Origin of the sequence: Peribacillus frigoritolerans (genome assembly GCF_004358755.1) — a bacterium.
Lineage (GTDB): Bacteria > Bacillota > Bacilli > Bacillales > Bacillaceae > Bacillus_P.
The window spans coordinates 1169402-1189268 of record NZ_SMZY01000002.1; the positions used below are offsets into that span (position 1 = coordinate 1169402).

Consider the following 19867-nt stretch of genomic DNA (forward strand, 5'->3'; position numbering starts at 1 on the left):
ATAGATTGTTGCTTTTGTTAGGATATCGCGCTGGTTTGTCGCTCGAACTTTGGGAGCGAGGTGCGATTTCGAGGTGCAACGTGCAAGCCGAAAGCTCACTACGTTCACATAAAAAAGATCTTCCCATGACTGCAGGAAGATCTTTTTTCATTGTGTTTTCCCTATCATCTCAACAACTTCTCTTACTTCATTCAGCATAATCTGCCTGGTTTCTTCATCAACATATTGCACGGAATAAATAAACTTATGGGCAAGCGTTTCGATTCCGCAAAAATTCATGATGCCAATATCAAACACAGCCTGCATCGCCATAGTCAATTGCGGAGGCTTAAGAGATTTTTCAGGCTGCCCCGTAGTCTGGAAAATCAGCGCCTGTTTTTCTTTCAGCAAGCCTTCCGGACCTTCATCAGCATATCGAAAAGCAAAACCGTTGGTGAATACTCTGTCAAAATACCCTTTTAAAATAGCCGGCATCCCTGTCCACCATGTCGGAAAAACAAAGACCAGAATATCTGCCCAAATGATTTCTTTCTGTTCCGCCTGAATATCAGCCGGAATTTTATCCTGATAAAAGGATGTATAATCATCCTCTGTCAGAATGGGATCAAACTTCATTTGATACAGATCCCTTTTTCTAACCTGAAATTCTTTGCTTGTAAATTCTTTTTCCACTGCATCACATATCGCTGCATTAAAGCTTTCAGGATTAGGATGAGCATAAATTATCAATACATTCATTTCATTCTCCTAAAATCGCTTTTTTATTATTGTTTGCGGAGAATGGAAAAATTATGATTTTTCATTGTTTTTTTAAGAAGTTAACGTATATGTTATTTATTTTATGCTATATTCTGAAATTTTCACTATAATATAGATACTAATTGTCAGTAAAGGAGTGTATAAACATGATCGAAAAATTCAAAGTAATCATCACATTACTTGGACGTGAAAGACAAATTACCGTCTATTTGCCTGAAAACTACGCAAACAGTTCTAAAGCTTATCCGGTCCTCTATATGCACGATGGACAAAATTTATTTGAAGACAGAGATGCAAGCTTTGGTGTCAGCTGGGGCATAAAGGATTACCTTGACCAGAGCGGCCTGGAGCTGATTGTCGTTGGCATTGACTGCAATCATGCAGGATACAATCGATTTAACGAATATGGTCCGTGGATCAACAAAGATCTTGCCAGGGACCTGGCTGGACAGGACGTTAACCTTGGAGGGGAAGGTGAAGCGTACACCGGCTTCATCGTGGAGGAACTAAAACCGCTGATCGACAGCAAGTATCGAACACTCCCTCGTGAAACTTCGATGGCAGGCTGTTCAATGGGCGGTTTAATTTCTACATATGCAGCATGCAAATATCCGCATATCTTCAGGAAAGTTGCTTCACTTTCATCTGCTTACTGGTTTAACCAGCATGAGATTGAAGCTCTGATAAAAGACAGTGATTTGTCAGCAATTGAAAAGTTTTATATGGATGTTGGCACAAAAGAAATAACGGCATCCATTCATCATCAGGATTACATTGATTCCAGTGACAATGTGTATGCCATTCTTAAAGATAAAATTGCCGATTGCCGCTATGAAGTAATCGAAGATGCCGAACACAATGAAGCAGCCTGGAGAAAGAGAGTACCGGAGATTTTTAAGTATTTGTACTCATAATTTCAGGCTCTTTTTTCGTAAATTTTCTTGCTTGAGCTAGTCCGTTAAAAATCAGAAGGCCCTACCCAATATGGAAGTGCGACAAAATCGAGTTTGCAGCACCAAGAAGGCTCTCCAGCAGTAAGGAAGTGCGTTAAAACTGAGTTTGCAACACAAAGAAGGCTCTCCAGCAGTAAGGAAGTGCGTTAAAACCGAGTTTGCAACACAAAGAAGGCTCTCCAGCAGTAAGAAAGTGCGCCAAAATCGAGTTTGCAGCACCAAGAAGGCTCTCCAGCAGTAAGGAAGTGCGACAAAACCGAGTTTGGAGTACCAAGAAGGCTCTCCCCCAGTATGGAAGTGCGACAAAACCGAGTTTGCAGCACCAAGAAGGCTCTCCAGCAGTAAGGAAGTGCGACAAAACCGAGTTTGCAGCACCAAGAAGGCTCTCCAGCAGTAAGGAAGTGCGACAAAACCGAGTTTGCAGCACCAAGAAGGCTCTACAGCAGTAAGAAAGTGCGACAAAACCGAGTTTGCAGCACCAAGAAGGCTCTCCAGCAGTAAGGAAGTGCGACAAAATCGAGTTTGCAGCACCAAGAAGGCTCTACAGCAGTAAGGAAGTGTGCCAAAACCGAGTTTGCAGCACCAAGAAGGCTCTCCAGCAGTAAGGTAGTGCGTTAAAACTGAGTTTGCAACACAAAGAAGGCTCTACAGCAGTAAGGAAGTGCGACAAAACCGAGTTTGCAGCACCAAGAAGGCTCTTCAGCAGTAAGGAAGTGCGACAAAACCGAGTTTGCAGCACCAAGAAGGCTCTCCAGCAGTAAGGAAGTGCGACAAAACCGAGTTTGCAGCACCAAGAAGGCTCTACAGCAGTAAGGAAGTGCGACAAAACCGAGTTTGCAGCACCAAGAAGGCTCTACAGCAGTATGGAAGTGCGACAAAACCGAGTTTGCAACACCAAGAAGGCTCTCCAGCAGTAAGGAAGTGCGACAAAATCGAGTTTGCAGCACCAAGAAGGCTCTCCCCCAGTATGGAAGTGCGACAAAACCGAGTTTGCAGCACCAAGAAGGCTCTACAGCAGTAAGGAAGTGCGACAAAACCGAGTTTGCAGCACTAAAAAGGCTCTCCAGCAGTAAGGAAGTGCGACAAAACCGAGTTTGCAGCACAAAGAAGGCTCTCCAGCAGTAAGGAAGTGCGACAAAACCGAGTTTGCAGCACAAGAAGTCTTACGCCATCTGAAATAGCGCTGTATCTCAAAATTCGAGGAAAAGAGCACGACTGAAAACTTGATGTGCGTCCAATCACTCAACAAAAAGCAACAATCAATGAGAACATTGCCTACAATAAAAACGCATGGACATAGAATCCATGCGTTTTTATTGTAGGCAATCTTGATTAGATTATTTTCGAAACTCGGGATTTTTTTGCGGAATCATATAAATTATTAGCGAAACTGCACTCCTATGATTATTCTGCTTATAACAACAATAATCGACATTCTTTATTGTCCAAAATCAACGAAATTCCTCTTAAAATGAAGTCAGTTTTTCCAATGCATTGGTCCGCTTTCTATCTTTCACATGCTGAGCAGGATCAAAATAGCCAAGCTGCAGAATGCCGACGATTTTTTCGCCGTTTTGAACTCCGATGGCCCGGCGGAATTTCGGATCATATATGTAATTTGGCGTCTTCCAGACCATCCCCAGTTCTTTTTCCCAGCCAAGCAGCTGCAAGTTTTGAATAAGAGTGCTTATTGCTGCAAAATCCTCTTCCCAAATTTTCTGGCGGGGATCTTCAGGCATAATGGCAACTAAAAATGCAGGAACATCTGCAAGCTTTAATCTCACTTTTTCATGAGTTTTTGCCTCACAGCATGCAAGAACAGTCTGAATAAAAGCTTCCCTCCGCTCTTCGCTTACAAACAAGAACCTCCAAGGCTCTCTAATCCCATGATTTGGCGCCCAGACAGCGTCATTAAGCAGGGTGACAACATCTTCTTCCTTTACCTCGAGAGGCAGGTAATTTGATTTAATTGAAATTCTTTCCCGAATTACAGCCGAAATGGATTGTTGCTGAATCATCTTTCACCCTCCAATTGATAACGATTTTCACTATCATCTACAAGCAATAGTATCACTCCGTGTTTTTTTCGTCAATTAATTGAAGGAGAAGAATGATCTTCATTTTGGATGCGCTCTCTGATACAAAATAAAAAAACCCTCCAATTAAGGAAGGCTTGCTCATTAAAAGAACAGATTTAAAATATAGTAGGAAATCGCTGCTAATGTAGCAGAAATCGGCAGAGTGATGAACCATGTGATGATCATCGTTTTAGCGGTTCCCCATTTTACACCTTTAATTCGGTGGGCAGAACCCACACCAAGTATGGAAGATGAAATAACGTGTGTTGTACTTACTGGCAAGTGAATAATAGAAGCGCCAAAGATAACCGCTGCTCCTGTTAAATCAGCTGCTACACCGTTAACTGGGCGAATCTTCATGATCTTACCGCCAACAGTTTTAATGATTTTCCAGCCGCCGACACTCGTTCCAAGTCCCATGGCAAGGGCACATGAGAATTGAACCCACCATTGAATATCTGTTGAATCTTGAAGATTCCCTGCAATCAGGGCCATCGTGATGATACCCATCGCTTTTTGAGCATCATTCGTACCGTGAGTGTAGGATTGCAAAGCAGCAGTTGCCACTTGAATCGCACGGAAATTTCTGTTCGTTTTTGTAAGATTATTGTTTTTAAAAACGACCTTGAAAATGCTGTAAACAATATAACCGACTATAAATGCCAAGATCGGTGAAATGATTAGGGCCTGAAGGATTTTCAAGAACCCGGTATAGTTTAATGAACTAAATCCTGCCGCTGCAATCGCTGCACCCGCGATTGAACCAATAATCGCATGGGAAGAACTGCTTGGAATCCCATAATACCAGGTAATCAAATTCCACGTGATCGCTGCAATAAGTGCAGCTAAGATAACAACAGAACCATTTTGCAGGGTAAACGGATCAACAATATCCTTTGTGATCGTCTTTGCAACGCCTGTAAATGTCATGGCACCGACGAAGTTCATTACAGATGCAAGAATGATTGCCTGTCTTGGTTTAAGGGCTTTAGTTGATACTGAAGTCGCGATTGAATTTGCCGTATCATGAAATCCGTTAATAAAGTCAAATGCCAAAGCAAAAACAACAATAAGAATGGTAAGAATTAATATAGTATCCATAATATCGCCTCTTACGCGTTCTTCATGATGATAGTCTCAAGTGTGTTCGCAACACCCTGACAGCTATCAGCAATTTCTTCAAGTGTTTCATAGATCTCTTTATATTGAATGATTTTAATCGGGTCTTTTTGGGTTGCAAATAAATTTTTCACAGCTGTACGCAGGTAATTATCACAGTTTGACTCAAGTTCTTTTAAACGGATTGCATGAGTGCGGATATCGCTCAGCTTTTTATTTGAAAGCAGCTCAATTGATTTAGCGATTTCAATTGTACACTCATTAATTGTGTCAACGAATTTTACCATGTAGTCAGTCGGCTGTGTAACAGAATACATTTCAAATAATGCCGCAGAATGCTCGATGCCATCCAAAACATCGTCCATAATCATTGCGAGCTGAAGAATGTCTTCGCGCTCAATCGGAGTAATGAATGCTTTGTTCAGTTCCATGATGATGGTATGAACAAACGTGTCACCCTTTGACTCATAATCCTTAATTGTCTCTGAAAAAACTTTCAGATCGTTGGCATTTTTGATTTTAAAATCAACAAAATACTGCCCAGTTTCTTTTAAGTTCTCAGATATTTGACTTAACATTTCAGAAAACTTATCTTTTCTTCTTTTGATAGCCATTGCTTATTCCTCCAAGGAGCGATATATTTTTTATTTTCTCTCTTTATTTGCAACTTAAAAAGTATATACGTTAATGTCGAATCCGAAAAGACTTTGTCGTTAATTTTAACAATTTCTTTACAAAGTATTAATATAAGTAAAATATTTCTATGGTATTAAATTCTATATAAATTTACACAATCTTAAAAAAACACAAAAAAAAAGCGGAAACTCCGCTTTTTTTACTTAGCAATAGAGATTTTTGCAGGTTCTGCATGTTCAGCAGGAGGATGAAACTCATCTTCCATTTTAGATACAACAACCGTTGCCACACCATTTCCAATCAGATTTGTGATCGCACGGGCTTCAGACATAAAACGATCCACCCCGAGCAGTAAGGCAATGCCTTCAACCGGAATCATCGGGAATGCAGCAAGGGTTGCTGCCAATGTAATAAAGCCGGATCCGGTTACTCCTGCGGCCCCTTTAGATGTCAGCATCAGAATGCCAAGAAGGGTCAGCTGCTGCCAAATACTGAGGTCGACTCCATATGCCTGGGCAATAAACATGGCTGCCATGGATAAATAAATTGAAGTGCCATCCAAGTTAAAAGAGTAGCCTGTCGGAATAACAAGTCCGACAACAGATTTAGAGCATCCGTATTTCTCCATTTTCTCCATCATCTTTGGAAGTGCGGATTCTGATGAAGATGTTCCGAGAACAAGCAGGATCTCTTCTTTAATATAAGCGATAAATTTGATGATGCTGAATCCATAATATTTTGCAATCGCTCCTAATATTAAAATGATAAATAGGAACATCGTGATATAAACAGAACCCATTAATTTACCGAGAGCAACAAGCGAGCCGAGTCCAAATTGCCCAATTGTGTAAGCCATCGCGCCGAATGCTGCAAATGGAGAAACTTTCATGATCATGTTGACAACACCGAAGAAGATATCTGTCAGCCTTTCAAACAAAACGACAACCGGTTTTGCTTTTTCGCCAACCGCTGCCATTGAGATACCAAACAGAACGGCAAAGAATAAGATTGGGAGCAGTTCTCCCTCAGCCATCGCGCCTACTACATTCTCAGGAATAATGCCGACGATAAAGTCAACGAATCCGTGACTTGTTTCTTCAGCCTGCTCTGTATACTGCGATACATCTCCACCCTCAACTTTATCTGTGTTGAAGCCGTCACCAGGCTTAACAATACCTACTACGATTATTCCGATTGCAAGTGCAAATGTCGTCACAATTTCAAAATACAGAAGAGCCTTGCCTCCGATTCTTCCGACCTTTTTCAAGTCACCCATGCTGCCAATACCAATAACCACTGTAAAAAAGATAATTGGCGCAATTACCATTTTAATCATTTTGATAAAAACATCTGCTAAAACCTTCAGCTCAATTCCGAAGCTTGGAAACAAAAAGCCGACTGCAATCCCTAAAATAATCCCGATAATAACCTGAACCGTCAAATTCTTAAAGTTAATTTTCATAGTATCCTCCGTTCTATTATTGATAGCGCTTTCAAGAATATCTTTATATTAACTGATAATTTTGACACCACTCCATTTTGGTATTATTGTTCTTTTTGGTCTTTTTGGTCACACGAAAAGCGGCATCGCCCGTTTAGCTCCGACAGACAGATAAGTCTCAGCCAGTGAAGGCGCTTTTTGCCTTTACTGGCGGAGCCGTTCTGGCCGAGGGGCTAGGAGGTGGAGCTGGACATCACGAAAAGCGGAACCGACTGTTCAAACCGAGGAGTCAATACCGAATTGATGGGGTTTTCAATTTAATTGGAGGGATTTGGGAATTAATTCATGGGGTTTTGAAATTAATTCATGGGGTTTCCGAATTAATTGGAGGATTTTGTTCTGGCCAAGGGAGGCGGAGCTGGACACCACGAAAAGCAGAACCAACTGTTCGGCTTTCATCTTCTTTTAAGCCTTGCTCTCTCCGAATACCTCCTAAATAGAAAAAACCGCTGCACCCTTGCAGCGGCCAATTTTTATCGCTCGTTTCGAATTTCTTCAATCCACTTGTCCCCATATTCAGAGGAATACGCCTCATAAAGCGGCATAAAAACTTCCTGCCATTTATCTTTTTCAGCTTCACTCAGCTCATGTATTTTCATCTTGGAATTTTGTTTCATTCTTCTCAGCTGTGAGTCGTTCATGTTTTTTGATTCCTCAAGCATCCACTCTGTCGTTTCATTCATGGCTTTTTGAATTTGAGTTTGCAGTTCGGGTTCCAAGCTGTTCCAGAACTCTTCATTCATTAAAACCGAATAGCCTAAATAGCCGTGGTCTGAAACCGTCATGTCTTTTTGCAGCCGATAAAATCCTTTTGAATAGATATTTGAAATCGTGTTTTCCTGTCCGTCAAATTCATTGCCTTCCAATGCGATGTATACATCATTGAAGGAAGCAGCTTTTGGAATGGCATGGAGAAGTTCAAACTGTTCAGCGATTGTATCACTCGGCATAATTCTAAATCGCTGTCCTGAAAAATCCTCAGGATCAATCAATGCGCCGCTGCTGCTTGTCATTTGCTTAAAGCCATTCCCCCATAAAGCAAGGCCCTTAATATTTTCACGTTCAAGTTTGCCGAGCAGCCGTTCTCCAATTTCCCCTGTATAAACGTTTTTTACGTGCTGCTCATCCTGAAAAATAAACGGCAAATCAAGCACCTGCCATTCAGGGATGACCTTTGTCATTTTCGAATAAGAAGGGGCAATCATTTGCACGTCGCCCTTTTTTAATGCCTGCAGCTCTTTTTCATCTGAATACATAATTTCATTCGGAAAAACTTCCACTTTTATTTTTCCATCTGTCCGGTCCGCGACAATCTCAGCAAATTTTTCTGCCGCCAGTCCCTTAGGTGTATTTTCAGCAACCACATGACTGAACTTAATCACAATTTGGTCATTCAAACCAGTCTGTTCATCGTCATCTTCAATTTCGTGCATAGGATCATGTGAAAAAACTGCCACCAAAATGAGCACTGTTAATAGACTTGCGCTAATAAACCATTTCATACTATCCACCGTTTCAATCAATTTTTTAGTAGATTCATTGTATCATGACATTTTCGCGCATGTTACAATGAAAGATATTTTATTCTTCAGAATAATGAGGAACTATATGAGACGTATATCAATCTTATGGAAAATTGCAGGCTTAATCTTCTTTATATTAGGGTTTTCTCTTTTTCTCGCTGGAATTGTTTTAATCGGCAATTACATAAGCGGAAAAGAAGAAGAATTAAAGGCGCGCTCTTTCGTTACAGCACAAACGATTGCTGAACTTCCTGAAGTGAAAGAAGCACTTCAAAGCAGGGAGAACGACCTTAACAAAGTGATTGACCGCCTAAGAATCATCAACAACGCAAATTATATTGTCGTTTTAAATATGGATCGAAAACGGCTGACACATCCCGTACATGATAGAATTGGAACCCGCTCACAGGGGAACGATGAAGGGCCTGCCTTTGCAGAACACTCCTATACATCTAAAGCAAATGGAGAAATCGGGACGGTCATGCGTGCATTTGTCCCTGTAATGAACGACGACCATGAGCAAATTGGAGTCGTTCTTGCCGGATACAAACTTCCGGTCTTTCTTGAAGTGCTGCAAAGCCTTGCGTTTGAAATTTTTATCACAGCAAGTCTCTCTTTGCTCTTTGGAGGGTGGGGCGCATGGATACTGGCCCGTCAAATTAAAAGGCAGATGTTTCACCTCGAGCCGCATGAAATTGCCAGACTGCTTGTAGAACGCACTGAAACCTTCAATGCTATGCACGAAGGTGTAATAGCGATTGATACAAATGAAAAGATTACGATTTTTAATAATAAAGCCATGAAAATGATGCGGATTAACGGTGATGTAATCGGCAAATCCATCAGAGAAGTCATTCCTGATACGGCCTTGCCTGAAATTCTCAAGCTTGATCATGCGATTTACAGCAAAGAACTTAATGTCGGCAACCTCAACATTTTGAGCAACCGGGTCCCAATTAAGGTGAGCGGCGAGACGGTGGGAGCAGTGGCCATCTTTCAGGACCGGACAGAAGTGAAAAAGATGGCAGAAGAATTAACAGGCGTACGAGCCTTTGTAAACGCTTTACGTGTCCAAAATCATGAATACAATAATAAACTCCATACAATCGCAGGTTTAATACAGTTGGGAAACCACGAAAAAGCGCTGCAATTTGTCTTTAAAACGACTGAAGAGCAAGAAGAGCTGATTCAATTTTTGAGTAAAAACATAAGAGATGAGAGTCTTGCCGGCCTGCTGCTCAGTAAAATACGCCGCGGAACGGAACTTGGAATCAGTGTGAAAATTGACCGTAACAGCCAGTTCAAAAGCTTCCCATCCAATCTTGATCATCATGATTTTGTTCTGATTCTTGGAAACTTGATTGAAAATGCGTTTGATTCTTTTAAACACCATCAAGGTCCTTACCCTCATATTTTTATCAGCATCGAACAGGAGGCAGAAATACTGACAATTTTAGTCGAGGATAATGGAAGCGGAATAAAAGAAGCGGACCGCCCCCGTATTTTTGAACAGGGCTTTTCTACAAAGGGAGGCAGTGAGCGGGGAATAGGGCTGCATTTAGTCAATCAGCTTATTCAGCAGGCAAAGGGCACAATCCTAGTGGAGTCTGAAGAAGGAGCAGGAACAAGCTTTACAGTTACTTTTTTTATGGAGGAGATATGATGCCGGTCAAACCAGTTTCCGTACTTCTGATTGAAGATGATTTAATGGTTCAGGAGGTGAATCGGGAGTTTTTAGAGAGAGTGGAAGGCTTTGAGGTTATTGGCATCGCAGCAAATGGCGCTGATGGCCTTGAGCTTGTGAGAAAGCTTGCTCCTGATCTGATTTTGATTGATATGTATATGCCCAAGATGAATGGACTTGAGACCATTCAAGCCATTCGGGCTGAAGGTCATGCAGCTGATATTATTGCGATAACCGCAGCAAGCGATATGGAAACAGTCCGAAATGTTCTGCTCCACGGGGCCGTTGATTATTTAATGAAGCCATTTAAATTCGAACGGCTGAAGCAGTCACTTGAAAACTATTCCGCCTACCGCAGCAAGCTGAAAGATAAAACACAGCTGACACAAAAAGAATTGGATTCGATCAGGTTTCAAAAAGAAGATCTTGATGAGAGAAAGGATTTGCCAAAAGGCTTGCATGAGGTGACACTCCATAAAATTCTTACCTTTCTCAAGGATCAAAGCGCTCCTGTTTCAGCTGAGAATGTGGCATCAAGCGTCGGAATCGCCAGAGTAACAGCGCGGCGATATCTTGAACACCTTGAACAGGATGGCAAATTAGAGATTGATATTCATTATGGCGGCATCGGAAGACCTGTTAACAAGTATCTTATTTCAGGTAAAGCATAGTTATCCTTGAGCACTCTAAACATGGTTTCTTGTACGATTTCGTACCACGATGATTTCTTAGGGTTCCCATTTCAACAAAACAATAAAAAAAGGTACGCAATTGCGTACCTTTTTTTATTATGATTTAACAGTAATTTTCTCAAGCGGCTGAGCATTTCCGTAAACAGGATACTCGCGTTTTGTCGGTGCAGCCCATTTAGCTGCATTGACTAATACTTTTTGAATTTCTTTGTTGTGATAAGTCGGGTATGTTTCGTGTCCTGGGCGGAAGTAGAAAATCTTTCCGTTTCCTCTTTGATATGTGCAGCCTGAACGGAACACTTCTCCGCCTTCAAACCAGCTGACAAATACTAATTGATCAGGAGCCGGAATATCAAAATGCTCTCCGTACATTTCTTCTTTTTCAATTTCGATGAATTCGCCGATTCCTTCAGTAATCGGATGAGAAGGATCAACAACCCATAGACGCTCTTTGTCGTCAGCTTCGCGCCATTTAAGGTCGCAAGATGTACCCATCAGCTTTTTGAAGATTTTTGAGAAGTGGCCTGAGTGAAGAACGACTAAGCCCATTCCTTCAAGTACACGTTTTTGAACACGCTCCACGATTTCGTCAGAAACCTCATCATGTGCCAGGTGGCCCCACCAGAATAGAACATCTGTCTCGCTTAATACTTCTTCTGTTAACCCGTGCTCAGGCTGATCTAATGTAGCTGTCGCAGCGTCAATGCCGCTTTCTTTTAAGAAGTTAGCGATAGCGCCGTGGATGCCTTCAGGATAAATTTCTGCTACTGCCGGATTTTTTTGTTCATGGCGGTTTTCGTTCCAAACTGTAATTTTCATTTTAAAATCTCCCTATAATATATTATTTTTAATATTTAAGCTAATCTTTCTATTTCAATATACAATAATCCGGCCTATTAATTAAGCCATATTATTTAATTGATCCTTTCATGACTCCGCTGATGATCCATTTTTGTGCAAACACATAGACAATAATCATCGGAATCAGTGCAAGCAGGTATGAGGCAAATGCCAGGTTATAATCTGTGCTGAACTGTGATTGGAAAATGTACTGCACAAGCGGCAATGTTGCCATGTCGCTGTCGCTCAGTACGACGAGCGGCAAGAGAAAATCGTTCCATGCTCCAAGGCATGTAAGAATGGCGACTGTTGCGTTCATTGGTGCCAGCAGCGGGAAAATGACCTTCCAGAACACTCCCCATGTTGTTGCTCCATCTACAATTGCTGCTTCTTCCAGCTCTTTAGGAATGGATCTAATATACCCTACATAGATAAAGATGTTGAAAGATAGATTGTAGACAATGTACAAAATCACCAATCCAACTAGATTATCCATGCCCCATAATGCAGTTTGTCTTACAATCGGAAGCATGATGATCGGGAATGGAATGAACATCGCACTTACAAAATAGTAAAAGGTAAATTTATAAAACTTCTTATGCATGTTGCGTGCAATCGCATAAGCGACCATTGAATTCGTCAGGACTGTAAAGATTACTACTAATACAGTGACGAATACGCTGTTTTTTAATGCATTGAAGAAATTTGTCATTTCGATTGCTTTAGTAAAGTTATCTAAAGACCATGACTGCGGCAGGGCAAGCAGGTTTCCCGCAAGCTCCTGCGGTGTTTTAAAGGCAATGGTAACGGTTAAGTAAAGCGGCAGGATAATGAACATGGCCCCTAAAATCAAGAGAATGGTGACAGGCCAGTTTGTCTTTTTGCTGATCATCAGTTCCCCACCTCTCTTTTTTCAAGAATCTTAAGCTGAAAGATAGAAAAGATCACAATCACAATAAAGTAAATGACTGCATTTGCAGACTGATAGGCAAATTCTCCGCCTTGGAAGCCGCCTCTATAAATCAGAAGTGAAATCGATTCTGTTGATTGACCAGGTCCTCCGCCTGTAAGGGCAACAATTTGGTCAAACACCATCAGAAAGCCTTTCATAGATAAAATCATATTGATGGTGAAAAATGGAGCAATCAGCGGAAACGTGATTTTCCAGAACTTTGTCCAAATTCCAGCACCGTCAATGCTTGCCGCTTCATATAAATCCTCTGTAATGGTAACAAGACCTGCAAGGTACAAGATTGTATTGAACGCGATTGCCTGCCAAACAGCTACGATCACGATACCAACCCAGGCAAGGTTCGGATCGCCAAGAATATTTTTAGATAATGCCTCAATTCCAAGGCCTCCTGCGATATCAGGCAGAAAATGCGTAAAAATGAAGTTGAAGATAAAACCAACGATCAGAATACTTAAGATATAAGGCATAAAATACACAGCCCGAAGTGTTTTCTGAAACTTAATCTTCGCATTAAGCCCCATTGCCACAAGCAAGCTGAAAAAATTCACGAGAATCGTTGAGATGATTGCGAATTTAAACGTAAAACCATACGCATCCAGTGCTCTTTCGTCTTTAAAGACATTCAGATAATTTTTAAATCCTACAAAGTTCCATTCCCCGTACCCTCTCCAGTCCGTAAAACTGTAGAATATCCCTTGAAGCGCAGGATAGGTATGAAAGATAAAGAACAGGATAACAGCAGGAATGGTCATGATCAGAAATACTCTGTTTTTAGTGTTCATCGATTCATCTCCTTTACTAGAAATGCGGAACGGCCCCTTTAGACCCTGCAGGCAGATAAGGATTCACCGTAAAAGTCCTGTTTTGACTTTTTCGGGAATCTGTTCTGACTGAGGCGGAGGGCTGTGCGGCTGGACAAAATGAAATGTTGAATCGCCCGATCAGCGATCCTCTACTTTCTCCCACTCTCTATCCATTTTCTTCAAGAAAGCGCCTTTCTTTTTCTCGATCAGAAATTCCTGAAGAATGTTTTCTGCACCCATTCCTGCTGGATAATAGTGATCTTGGAAACTTGTAATCTTTCCTTTTTCAAAGTTTTCTTTTATTCCTTCGAAAACCGGGTCCTCTTGATAAACACCTTCTATTGCAGAGAAAGCTTTTTGCTCATCAATATAACGTTTTGCTGTCTCTTTCTCCAGCATGAATTCGAGGAATTTTTCAGCTTCTTTTTTGTGTTCGCTGTCCTTGCTGATAGTAAGCAGAACATCAACACCTGAAACAAGTTTGTTTTGCTCCCGGTCGTTTGTTACCGGCATCGGGAAAACGCCAAGCTCTGCTTCAGGATTTGCTTTTAAGATCTCAGGAATCGCCCAGTTTCCTTGAATATACATGACACCCTCGCCTGCTGCGAACGCATTGTTGCCATCGCCGTAGGCAATCCCAAAGTTGTCTTTATGTCCGTATTCAGTCAAGGTCAGCATCTTGTCAGCGACTTCATCGTAGCTCTTTACAAAAGATGTTTTTCCCGCGCTTTTCTTTTCTGCAAATTCTTCGCCAGCCAGATTACCTCCTAGAGAGTTCAAGGAAATCATGCCGGTCCAAGCATCCTTAAGCGTTAAATAGATTGGTATTTCGCCTGCAGCTTTTGCTTTTTCCAATACGGCGATAAATTCATCCCACGTTTTCGGAACTTCAAGACCAAGCTCTTCAAACTTCTGTTTGTTATAAATAACCGTGTTTGCGTTTGTCGCATAAGGGAGCCCGTAGACGCCATCTTTTTCAGGACCTACTAAGCGGTCAATCATGTCAAGATAAGAAGGCTGAATCGAGTCGATCAGTTCTGAATCAGCAAAATCCTCAAGAACTCCTGCCCTGCCCAATTCTCCGTATGTAGCGTTTCCTGCAATCAGCATGACGTCAGGAATGTCATTCTTTATAAGCTTTGTCCGCAGCACAGTCTCTGCTTCCGGAGGAGAATCAAATTTAATTCTGATATCTGGATTCTCTGCTTCAAACTCTTCTATCAGACCTTTATACGTATTGATGTTTTCAGATTTGTTGGAGAAAAGATTCAGCGTTACCTTCCCGTCTTTCTCATCTCCCGAAGAGCATCCTGCTAGTATCGACGCGCCAAGTACAATGCCTGCGGCGATTGCGGTTACCTTTTTGATCATTCATTTCGCCTCCCAATTCAGAATAAGTAAACGTTTACTCTTTTCTTCAAAAAAAGAACCATTTTTTCACTTTATCAGCGTAAACGTTTACGTAATGTTCAAAAAAGAAGAAAGCTATTCCTCTTTTTCTGCCACACTGCTTCTTTCCATGATCGAATGCGGCATAATCCGGCTTTCTACGAGCTGTTCGCCGTTTATCATGTCAAATATCATGTTTGCAGCTTTTTCTCCCATCTCATAGAAGGGCTGAGCAAGTGATGTTAAAGGCGGAATCGACATTTCAGCGATGCTTAAGTTATCATAGCCGATAATCGATAATTCTTCGGGTATCCTTATGCCCTGCTGATATGCCGCTGAAATCGCGCCAAAAGCAATTTCATCGCTTGCAGCAAAGATTGCTGTCACTTCAGCTGCCTGCTGTCTCATTTTCTTAAATCCTTTTATTCCGTCTGCAAAGGTAAACCCTTCGCTGCAGACAATCCGGCTGTCATCAACGGACAAACCATGGTCCATTAACGCATCCTTAAAGCCGTCAATTCTCGGTTTTCCAGCGATAAGATCATTTTGATTTCCGCTGATCATGCCGATGCGAGTGTGCCCTTTTTTAATTAAGTACTGTGCGGCAGAATACGCGGCATGCCTGTCATCCACTTTGACGTAAGGCACTGAATAAGCACGTGATTCAGTTGATAAAAGGACGAGGGGAATATTCATTTTCTGAATAAATTCGTAGTATTCTTCTTTTAGAATCTCACTCGTAAAAATGATTCCGTCAACACGCTTTTCATTGAGCAATTGCAGATATTTCATTGTTTTTGAACCATTGGACTCTGTATGGCAGACAATCACGCTTGATCCAAGCTGATGAGCTGCTTTTTCTATTCCGGCTAACAGTTCCGTCACGAGCATACTTGAAAGTGCCGGAAATAATACACCAATCGTCGACGTTTTTTTATTGATCAGTCCTCTTGCAATCGCGTTTGGATGATAGTCCAATTCTTCGATGGCTTCAAGAACTTTCCGTTTCGTTTTCTCAGAGTAACCCTTCTGATTATTGAGAATTCTTGAAACAGTTGCTATCGAAACATTGGCCTTTTTTGCTACATCTTTGATGGTATAATTCATTTCCCACCTTCTCTCTGCTCGCGCGTAAACGTTTTCGTAAATTTATAGTACCACCTAATGAAAGCATTTACAATATGAAAATAATTAAATTTTTCTAATCAGTTAAAGCAGCAAAGTTGGAACATACATATGATCATGGTCCTGGCTGCCTGGTCCATTTTGTATTTATAATGCAAAAAAAAAAGCCCGCTATGGACTCTTTCTTTATCTACTTCCACAAAAACCTTCCGACTTCCTCGTCGACTTCCTTATTTTCATGAAGGCCATTATGAGTAGCTTTCTTGGATACAATGACTTGCTCACGGTACTGGTCTGAAGCAACTGCTTTTTTTAGAGATGTTGCACTTTGAACGGAGACCAAGCCGTCTCCATCTTCTTTTTTACTGATTTTCCCTGCAATTGAGTACACTTGTGTAGTTGGATCGAAGTTCTCTTTTTCTGCATATAATTCCTGAATTGCCTGTGAATCTGCAATTAAATCATGCTTTTTCTCATGATATCTTTTTTCAAATACTTCTCTCTTAATGCCTTTGAATGGAGATCCGATTGTAATAAGCTTTTCAACTTCAGGAAACTCTTTTTCCTGTCTAGTTTCCTGAATATAATTGACTGAAACAAGGCCACCCATGGAATGGGCAACGATATTGATTTTATCGTATCCATATTTTTCTTTTAAAAGCTTTAAGATATTTCCAAGTTCTATGCTTGTCTTTTCAAAATTCGAATCGTTGTCCTCGAAATAAACTTGTATAAGAGGATTTTTCACTTTTTCCTCTGTCAGGGGACTGCATTCCGCTACTCTATTATCCGAAGTACAAACAAGTTTTTTTTCTCCCCATTCGTAATCGGATTGAAATCTCTCTATCATGCCTTCGAACGAATTCAGCGAGCCTCTGTAGCCGTGAACGAAAACCGTCGGCGTTCCTTCTTCCTTTACCCCGCTTGCTCCATTTGAAATCTCAGGCTTTACAGTCTGAATGATAAAAACGATGGCTAATAAACAAATAGCTGTAATAAGTGCGATATTCTTTTTTGATTTCATTATGGAATCCTCTCATCTTCTGCAATTTTCTTGTCGTAAGCTTTATTTATACCCTTTTCTTCTTTCAATTAAACGAGTACTCTAGCATACTGCTTTCTACCCTAGTTTGTTTGCGAATTAAACTGAAATTCCTGCGAGCTTGCGTCAGGTTCCCGCTAATTGAAATGCATTTATGCGAGTTGATGCTCCGGATCGTGTCTCTTCTTTTCAATATCCTGCCGATGACTCTCTATCCTTTGCTTCTTTCCCCCTTTTTAGGCGATAATAAGAGAGAGATTTGGAACAGGAAGGGATCTGCTATGAAGAAATTGAAATTAAGTCTTTTGTTTGTTGCTGTCGCTGCATTTATTCTTTCTGGATGCAACCGCCCGCAGCTTCAGAACGAAGATTACAGTATGCAGGGCATCTATAACGGAACTTGGGTAGACCGGGTTAAGGTGAAAGAAGAAGGCAATTTTGCCATTGTCAAATTCCCTGAAGATGGACAGGTTGCTGAGCTGACACTTGGACTTAAGTCGAAGGACAACAAGATTCTGAAGGAACACAAAACAAAAACGACCATCCGCGGAAATGGAGATGGCCCTTTTACAATAGAGGATTCTGCAATTGAAAAACCTGTTGAAGGAACGATTTCCCTGCGGGGTGACGAAATTGTAATCAGTATTAACGGTCTTAATGAAAACCAGGAAAAAAAGCTTGGGCTTCATAACGGAACGAGGCTTTACAGCAAAGTCGATTATCAATTGAAGTGACATCAGGCATCAGCGATGAAATTGCCCTCACCTGTTCTGCATTAAGAAAAGCGCAAGCGCCCGTTTAGCGCAGGCATGACAGATAAGGATCCGTCAGAAAAGGCGCTTTTTGCCAATACTTTCGGATCCGTTCTGGCCGAGGAGCCTGAGCGATTCCGCTCGCCATCGAATCGCAAAATTTTATACTTTCTTATCTCTTAAATAATACAGGAACCATACGGCATGATTCTGTTCATCTGCTGATGCTCTTTTAAATTGTTTTCGAATATAGGGGCTGCTTGCATTCTCAGCAATATCAAGATAAAAATCCACAGTCTCCTGCTCATCTTTAAATGCCGCTGTCAGAGCAGCATAATACTCCTCAGTGCATTCTTCCGTTTGTTCAGGATTGTACTGCATCCCGGACAGACTCTGATAAATAGCAGCGAATGTCTGATAGTGTTTTATTTCATCATTTCTAATCTCCATGATTTTCTTTTTCTCTTCCTCATTCTTCGCCTTATTGGCCATCTGTTCATAGCATTGAATCGCATTATATTCTCCTGCAAGTGCTTTTGCAATTTGATCTACTTCATTTTGATTTGCCCTATAGTAGTTATACATTATCTTTTCTCCCCTTTTTAAATCATTGTTAGAAATATATTTTTAAAAAGAGAGAGTATGCCTATTATTGCTGATTGGGGACTTTGATCAAGTAAAAGATCATTAAACTAAGCCATATTGAAATTGAAAAATAATCATCCAGTTTAAGTGTGCCGAAATAAAATTTTGCTTCTTTAAAAAAAACACTCCATTCCATTCCCTGTATCAGGTCTATTCCGACCGCCAGACCAAATAGTGAAATAAAACTTACCGCCCCAAAACCAATTCTCTTTACCATTTTATCCCTCCTATTGCTTAAGCGGCATTTTCCTTTGCTTAGCTAAATATGACTTTACTTTAAGAGTTAAAAATAAGAGTACAGGCAAGACAATCTGAAAGGGAATATGAAGAAAGTACGGAACGACTTCAATTCCTTCTTTAATATGTTCAATGTAATCTGGAGCGATCAGCACTGCTAAAAGAATGACAAAAATACCGAAAGCAACAGAGATTTGTTTGATCGGCACTCCCGATACCTCTTCTGCCATTCTTGTTGCTCCGTAGAAGAAAATATAGACTTTCATAAAGCCTGTGACAATCATTAATATAACAACAAAGGCATCAAGTCTTTCAATAAAGTCTGAAATGCTGACAAGAGAAACGGTGGTTAAAATAGGAAACATGGATCTGTCGACCATTTCGGCACCTAAAATGGCAACGTGCAGAAACGCTGTTGTCGTTAAAACAAATGTCACCATAATCAGTGCTGTGAATGTTACCTTTAATGCCTTCTTTTTCTCATCCAGCAGTGGGAAAATCATTAAAAATACGACCATTTCTCCAAATGGAAAGGTCAGGATTGTTGGAAAAATCGTTTTTAACACAGGTCCCCATCCGTTTCCAAGGATGGGCTTAACATACTCCACATGAACAAGCTGCGAGAGAATTTCAAACATAATAATAACAAAGAACGGAACGATAATTAAAACAAATAATAGAACACTGAGCTTTGCAACAACCTGAAAGGACTTTAGCGAAAAATAGATGACGCAGAGAATCATGAAGCTATTGATCACAATCATAGACGTATCCTTATACGCAGAAATGATCAGCAGCTCTCCAAAATCTCTTAATACTCTTGCACTTATGTAGAGAAAATATATCATATATGCAAAGCAGAGCAGGAGCCCGATTTTCTTTCCAAATCCTTTCATTAATTGACCTGTAAGAGTTAGTTCCGGATTTTTCCGGTAGAGAGAAAGATATAATAAAATAAGCGGAATAGCCGCAGCAAACCCAAGCAGGACTGCAATCCATGCATCCTGTTTTGCCCCTTTAGCTGCATCAAGCAAAATGGCGCTTCCTATTTCAAATATAAAAATGGTAAACAGCAATTGGTTTGATGTAATGGAAGGCATTTGCATAGCATCTGTC

19 protein-coding genes are annotated in these 19867 nt (G+C 40.9%); 4 read left to right on the top strand and 15 right to left on the bottom strand.

Annotated elements, in window-relative coordinates; all coding sequences use genetic code 11:
* Positions 1 to 147: 147 nt before the first annotated feature.
* Positions 148 to 738 carry an NAD(P)H-dependent oxidoreductase gene (locus E2R53_RS13120; protein WP_133312156.1) on the bottom strand — a complete coding sequence of 197 codons (591 nt, stop codon included), beginning with the start codon at positions 736 to 738 and terminating at the stop codon, positions 148 to 150.
* Between the two features lie 167 nt (positions 739 to 905).
* Here E2R53_RS13120 and E2R53_RS13125 point away from each other — a divergent pair, with 167 nt between their 5' ends.
* A complete protein-coding gene (locus E2R53_RS13125) occupies positions 906 to 1673 on the top strand; it encodes an alpha/beta hydrolase (RefSeq protein WP_133312157.1) in 768 nt (255 codons plus the stop codon).
* Between the two features lie 1505 nt (positions 1674 to 3178).
* On the opposite strand, the gene E2R53_RS13130 is transcribed toward E2R53_RS13125, so the two are convergent.
* The 5 genes from E2R53_RS13130 to E2R53_RS13155 form a co-directional block, all read right to left on the bottom strand.
* Positions 3179 to 3730: a nitroreductase family protein gene (locus E2R53_RS13130; protein ID WP_133312158.1), complete on the bottom strand. Its 552-nt coding sequence runs from the start codon at positions 3728 to 3730 to the stop codon at positions 3179 to 3181.
* A gap of 162 nt (positions 3731 to 3892) precedes the next feature.
* Positions 3893 to 4891: an inorganic phosphate transporter gene (locus E2R53_RS13135; protein WP_133312159.1), complete on the bottom strand. Its 999-nt coding sequence runs from the start codon at positions 4889 to 4891 to the stop codon at positions 3893 to 3895.
* Positions 4892 to 4902: 11 nt separating this feature from the next.
* Positions 4903 to 5523, bottom strand: a complete 621-nt coding sequence (locus E2R53_RS13140) for a DUF47 domain-containing protein (RefSeq protein ID WP_133312160.1) — start codon at positions 5521 to 5523, stop codon at positions 4903 to 4905.
* A gap of 221 nt (positions 5524 to 5744) precedes the next feature.
* Positions 5745 to 7007, bottom strand: a complete 1263-nt coding sequence (locus E2R53_RS13145) for a dicarboxylate/amino acid:cation symporter (RefSeq protein ID WP_133312161.1) — start codon at positions 7005 to 7007, stop codon at positions 5745 to 5747.
* 512 nt (positions 7008 to 7519) lie between these two features.
* Positions 7520 to 8548 carry a DctP family TRAP transporter solute-binding subunit gene (locus E2R53_RS13155; protein WP_133312163.1) on the bottom strand — a complete coding sequence of 343 codons (1029 nt, stop codon included), beginning with the start codon at positions 8546 to 8548 and terminating at the stop codon, positions 7520 to 7522.
* 106 nt (positions 8549 to 8654) lie between these two features.
* Here E2R53_RS13155 and E2R53_RS13160 point away from each other — a divergent pair, with 106 nt between their 5' ends.
* Together E2R53_RS13160 and E2R53_RS13165 are read left to right on the top strand one after the other, a co-directional pair.
* Positions 8655 to 10232 (top strand): ATP-binding protein, encoded by a 1578-nt coding sequence (locus tag E2R53_RS13160; RefSeq protein WP_133312164.1) that lies wholly within the window; start codon positions 8655 to 8657, stop codon positions 10230 to 10232.
* On the top strand, positions 10232 to 10924 hold the full coding sequence (locus E2R53_RS13165; protein WP_133312294.1) for a response regulator: 693 nt from the start codon (positions 10232 to 10234) through the stop codon (positions 10922 to 10924). Before E2R53_RS13160 ends, E2R53_RS13165 begins: the two co-directional genes overlap by 1 nt.
* Positions 10925 to 11041: 117 nt before the next feature.
* Here the strand turns inward: E2R53_RS13165 and E2R53_RS13170 are convergent, their stop codons facing one another.
* The 6 genes from E2R53_RS13170 to E2R53_RS13195 form a co-directional block, all read right to left on the bottom strand.
* Positions 11042 to 11764, bottom strand: a complete 723-nt coding sequence (locus tag E2R53_RS13170) for a ThuA domain-containing protein (RefSeq protein WP_133312165.1) — start codon at positions 11762 to 11764, stop codon at positions 11042 to 11044.
* 91 nt (positions 11765 to 11855) lie between these two features.
* The gene (locus E2R53_RS13175; protein ID WP_206197380.1) at positions 11856 to 12677 is read right to left on the bottom strand and encodes a carbohydrate ABC transporter permease; all 822 of its coding nucleotides are present in this window, start codon (positions 12675 to 12677) and stop codon (positions 11856 to 11858) included.
* Positions 12677 to 13540, bottom strand: a complete 864-nt coding sequence (locus E2R53_RS13180) for a carbohydrate ABC transporter permease (protein ID WP_133312166.1) — start codon at positions 13538 to 13540, stop codon at positions 12677 to 12679. The genes E2R53_RS13175 and E2R53_RS13180 overlap by 1 nt, the downstream gene beginning before the upstream one ends.
* Positions 13541 to 13699: 159 nt before the next feature.
* Complete coding sequence (locus tag E2R53_RS13185; RefSeq protein WP_133312167.1) at positions 13700 to 14932, bottom strand: ABC transporter substrate-binding protein; 1233 nt, start codon at positions 14930 to 14932, stop codon at positions 13700 to 13702.
* 114 nt (positions 14933 to 15046) lie between these two features.
* Positions 15047 to 16099 carry a LacI family DNA-binding transcriptional regulator gene (locus tag E2R53_RS13190; RefSeq protein WP_286166195.1) on the bottom strand — a complete coding sequence of 351 codons (1053 nt, stop codon included), beginning with the start codon at positions 16097 to 16099 and terminating at the stop codon, positions 15047 to 15049.
* Between the two features lie 166 nt (positions 16100 to 16265).
* Entirely contained in the window at positions 16266 to 17099 is an 834-nt protein-coding gene (locus E2R53_RS13195; protein ID WP_133312169.1) for an alpha/beta fold hydrolase, read from the bottom strand.
* A gap of 299 nt (positions 17100 to 17398) precedes the next feature.
* Here E2R53_RS13195 and E2R53_RS13200 point away from each other — a divergent pair, with 299 nt between their 5' ends.
* On the top strand, positions 17399 to 17851 hold the full coding sequence (locus tag E2R53_RS13200) for a lipoprotein (RefSeq protein WP_133312170.1): 453 nt from the start codon (positions 17399 to 17401) through the stop codon (positions 17849 to 17851).
* 180 nt (positions 17852 to 18031) lie between these two features.
* Here the strand turns inward: E2R53_RS13200 and E2R53_RS13205 are convergent, their stop codons facing one another.
* From E2R53_RS13205 to E2R53_RS13215, 3 genes are all read right to left on the bottom strand, one after another.
* Entirely contained in the window at positions 18032 to 18454 is a 423-nt protein-coding gene (locus E2R53_RS13205) for a ferritin-like domain-containing protein (protein WP_133312171.1), read from the bottom strand.
* Between the two features lie 64 nt (positions 18455 to 18518).
* Positions 18519 to 18731 carry a hypothetical protein gene (locus tag E2R53_RS13210; protein ID WP_133312172.1) on the bottom strand — a complete coding sequence of 71 codons (213 nt, stop codon included), beginning with the start codon at positions 18729 to 18731 and terminating at the stop codon, positions 18519 to 18521.
* A 10-nt stretch (positions 18732 to 18741) separates the two neighbouring features.
* Positions 18742 to 19857, bottom strand: coding sequence for a GerAB/ArcD/ProY family transporter (locus tag E2R53_RS13215; protein ID WP_133312173.1), 1116 nt, complete (start codon positions 19855 to 19857; stop codon positions 18742 to 18744).
* Positions 19858 to 19867: the final 10 nt, after the last annotated feature.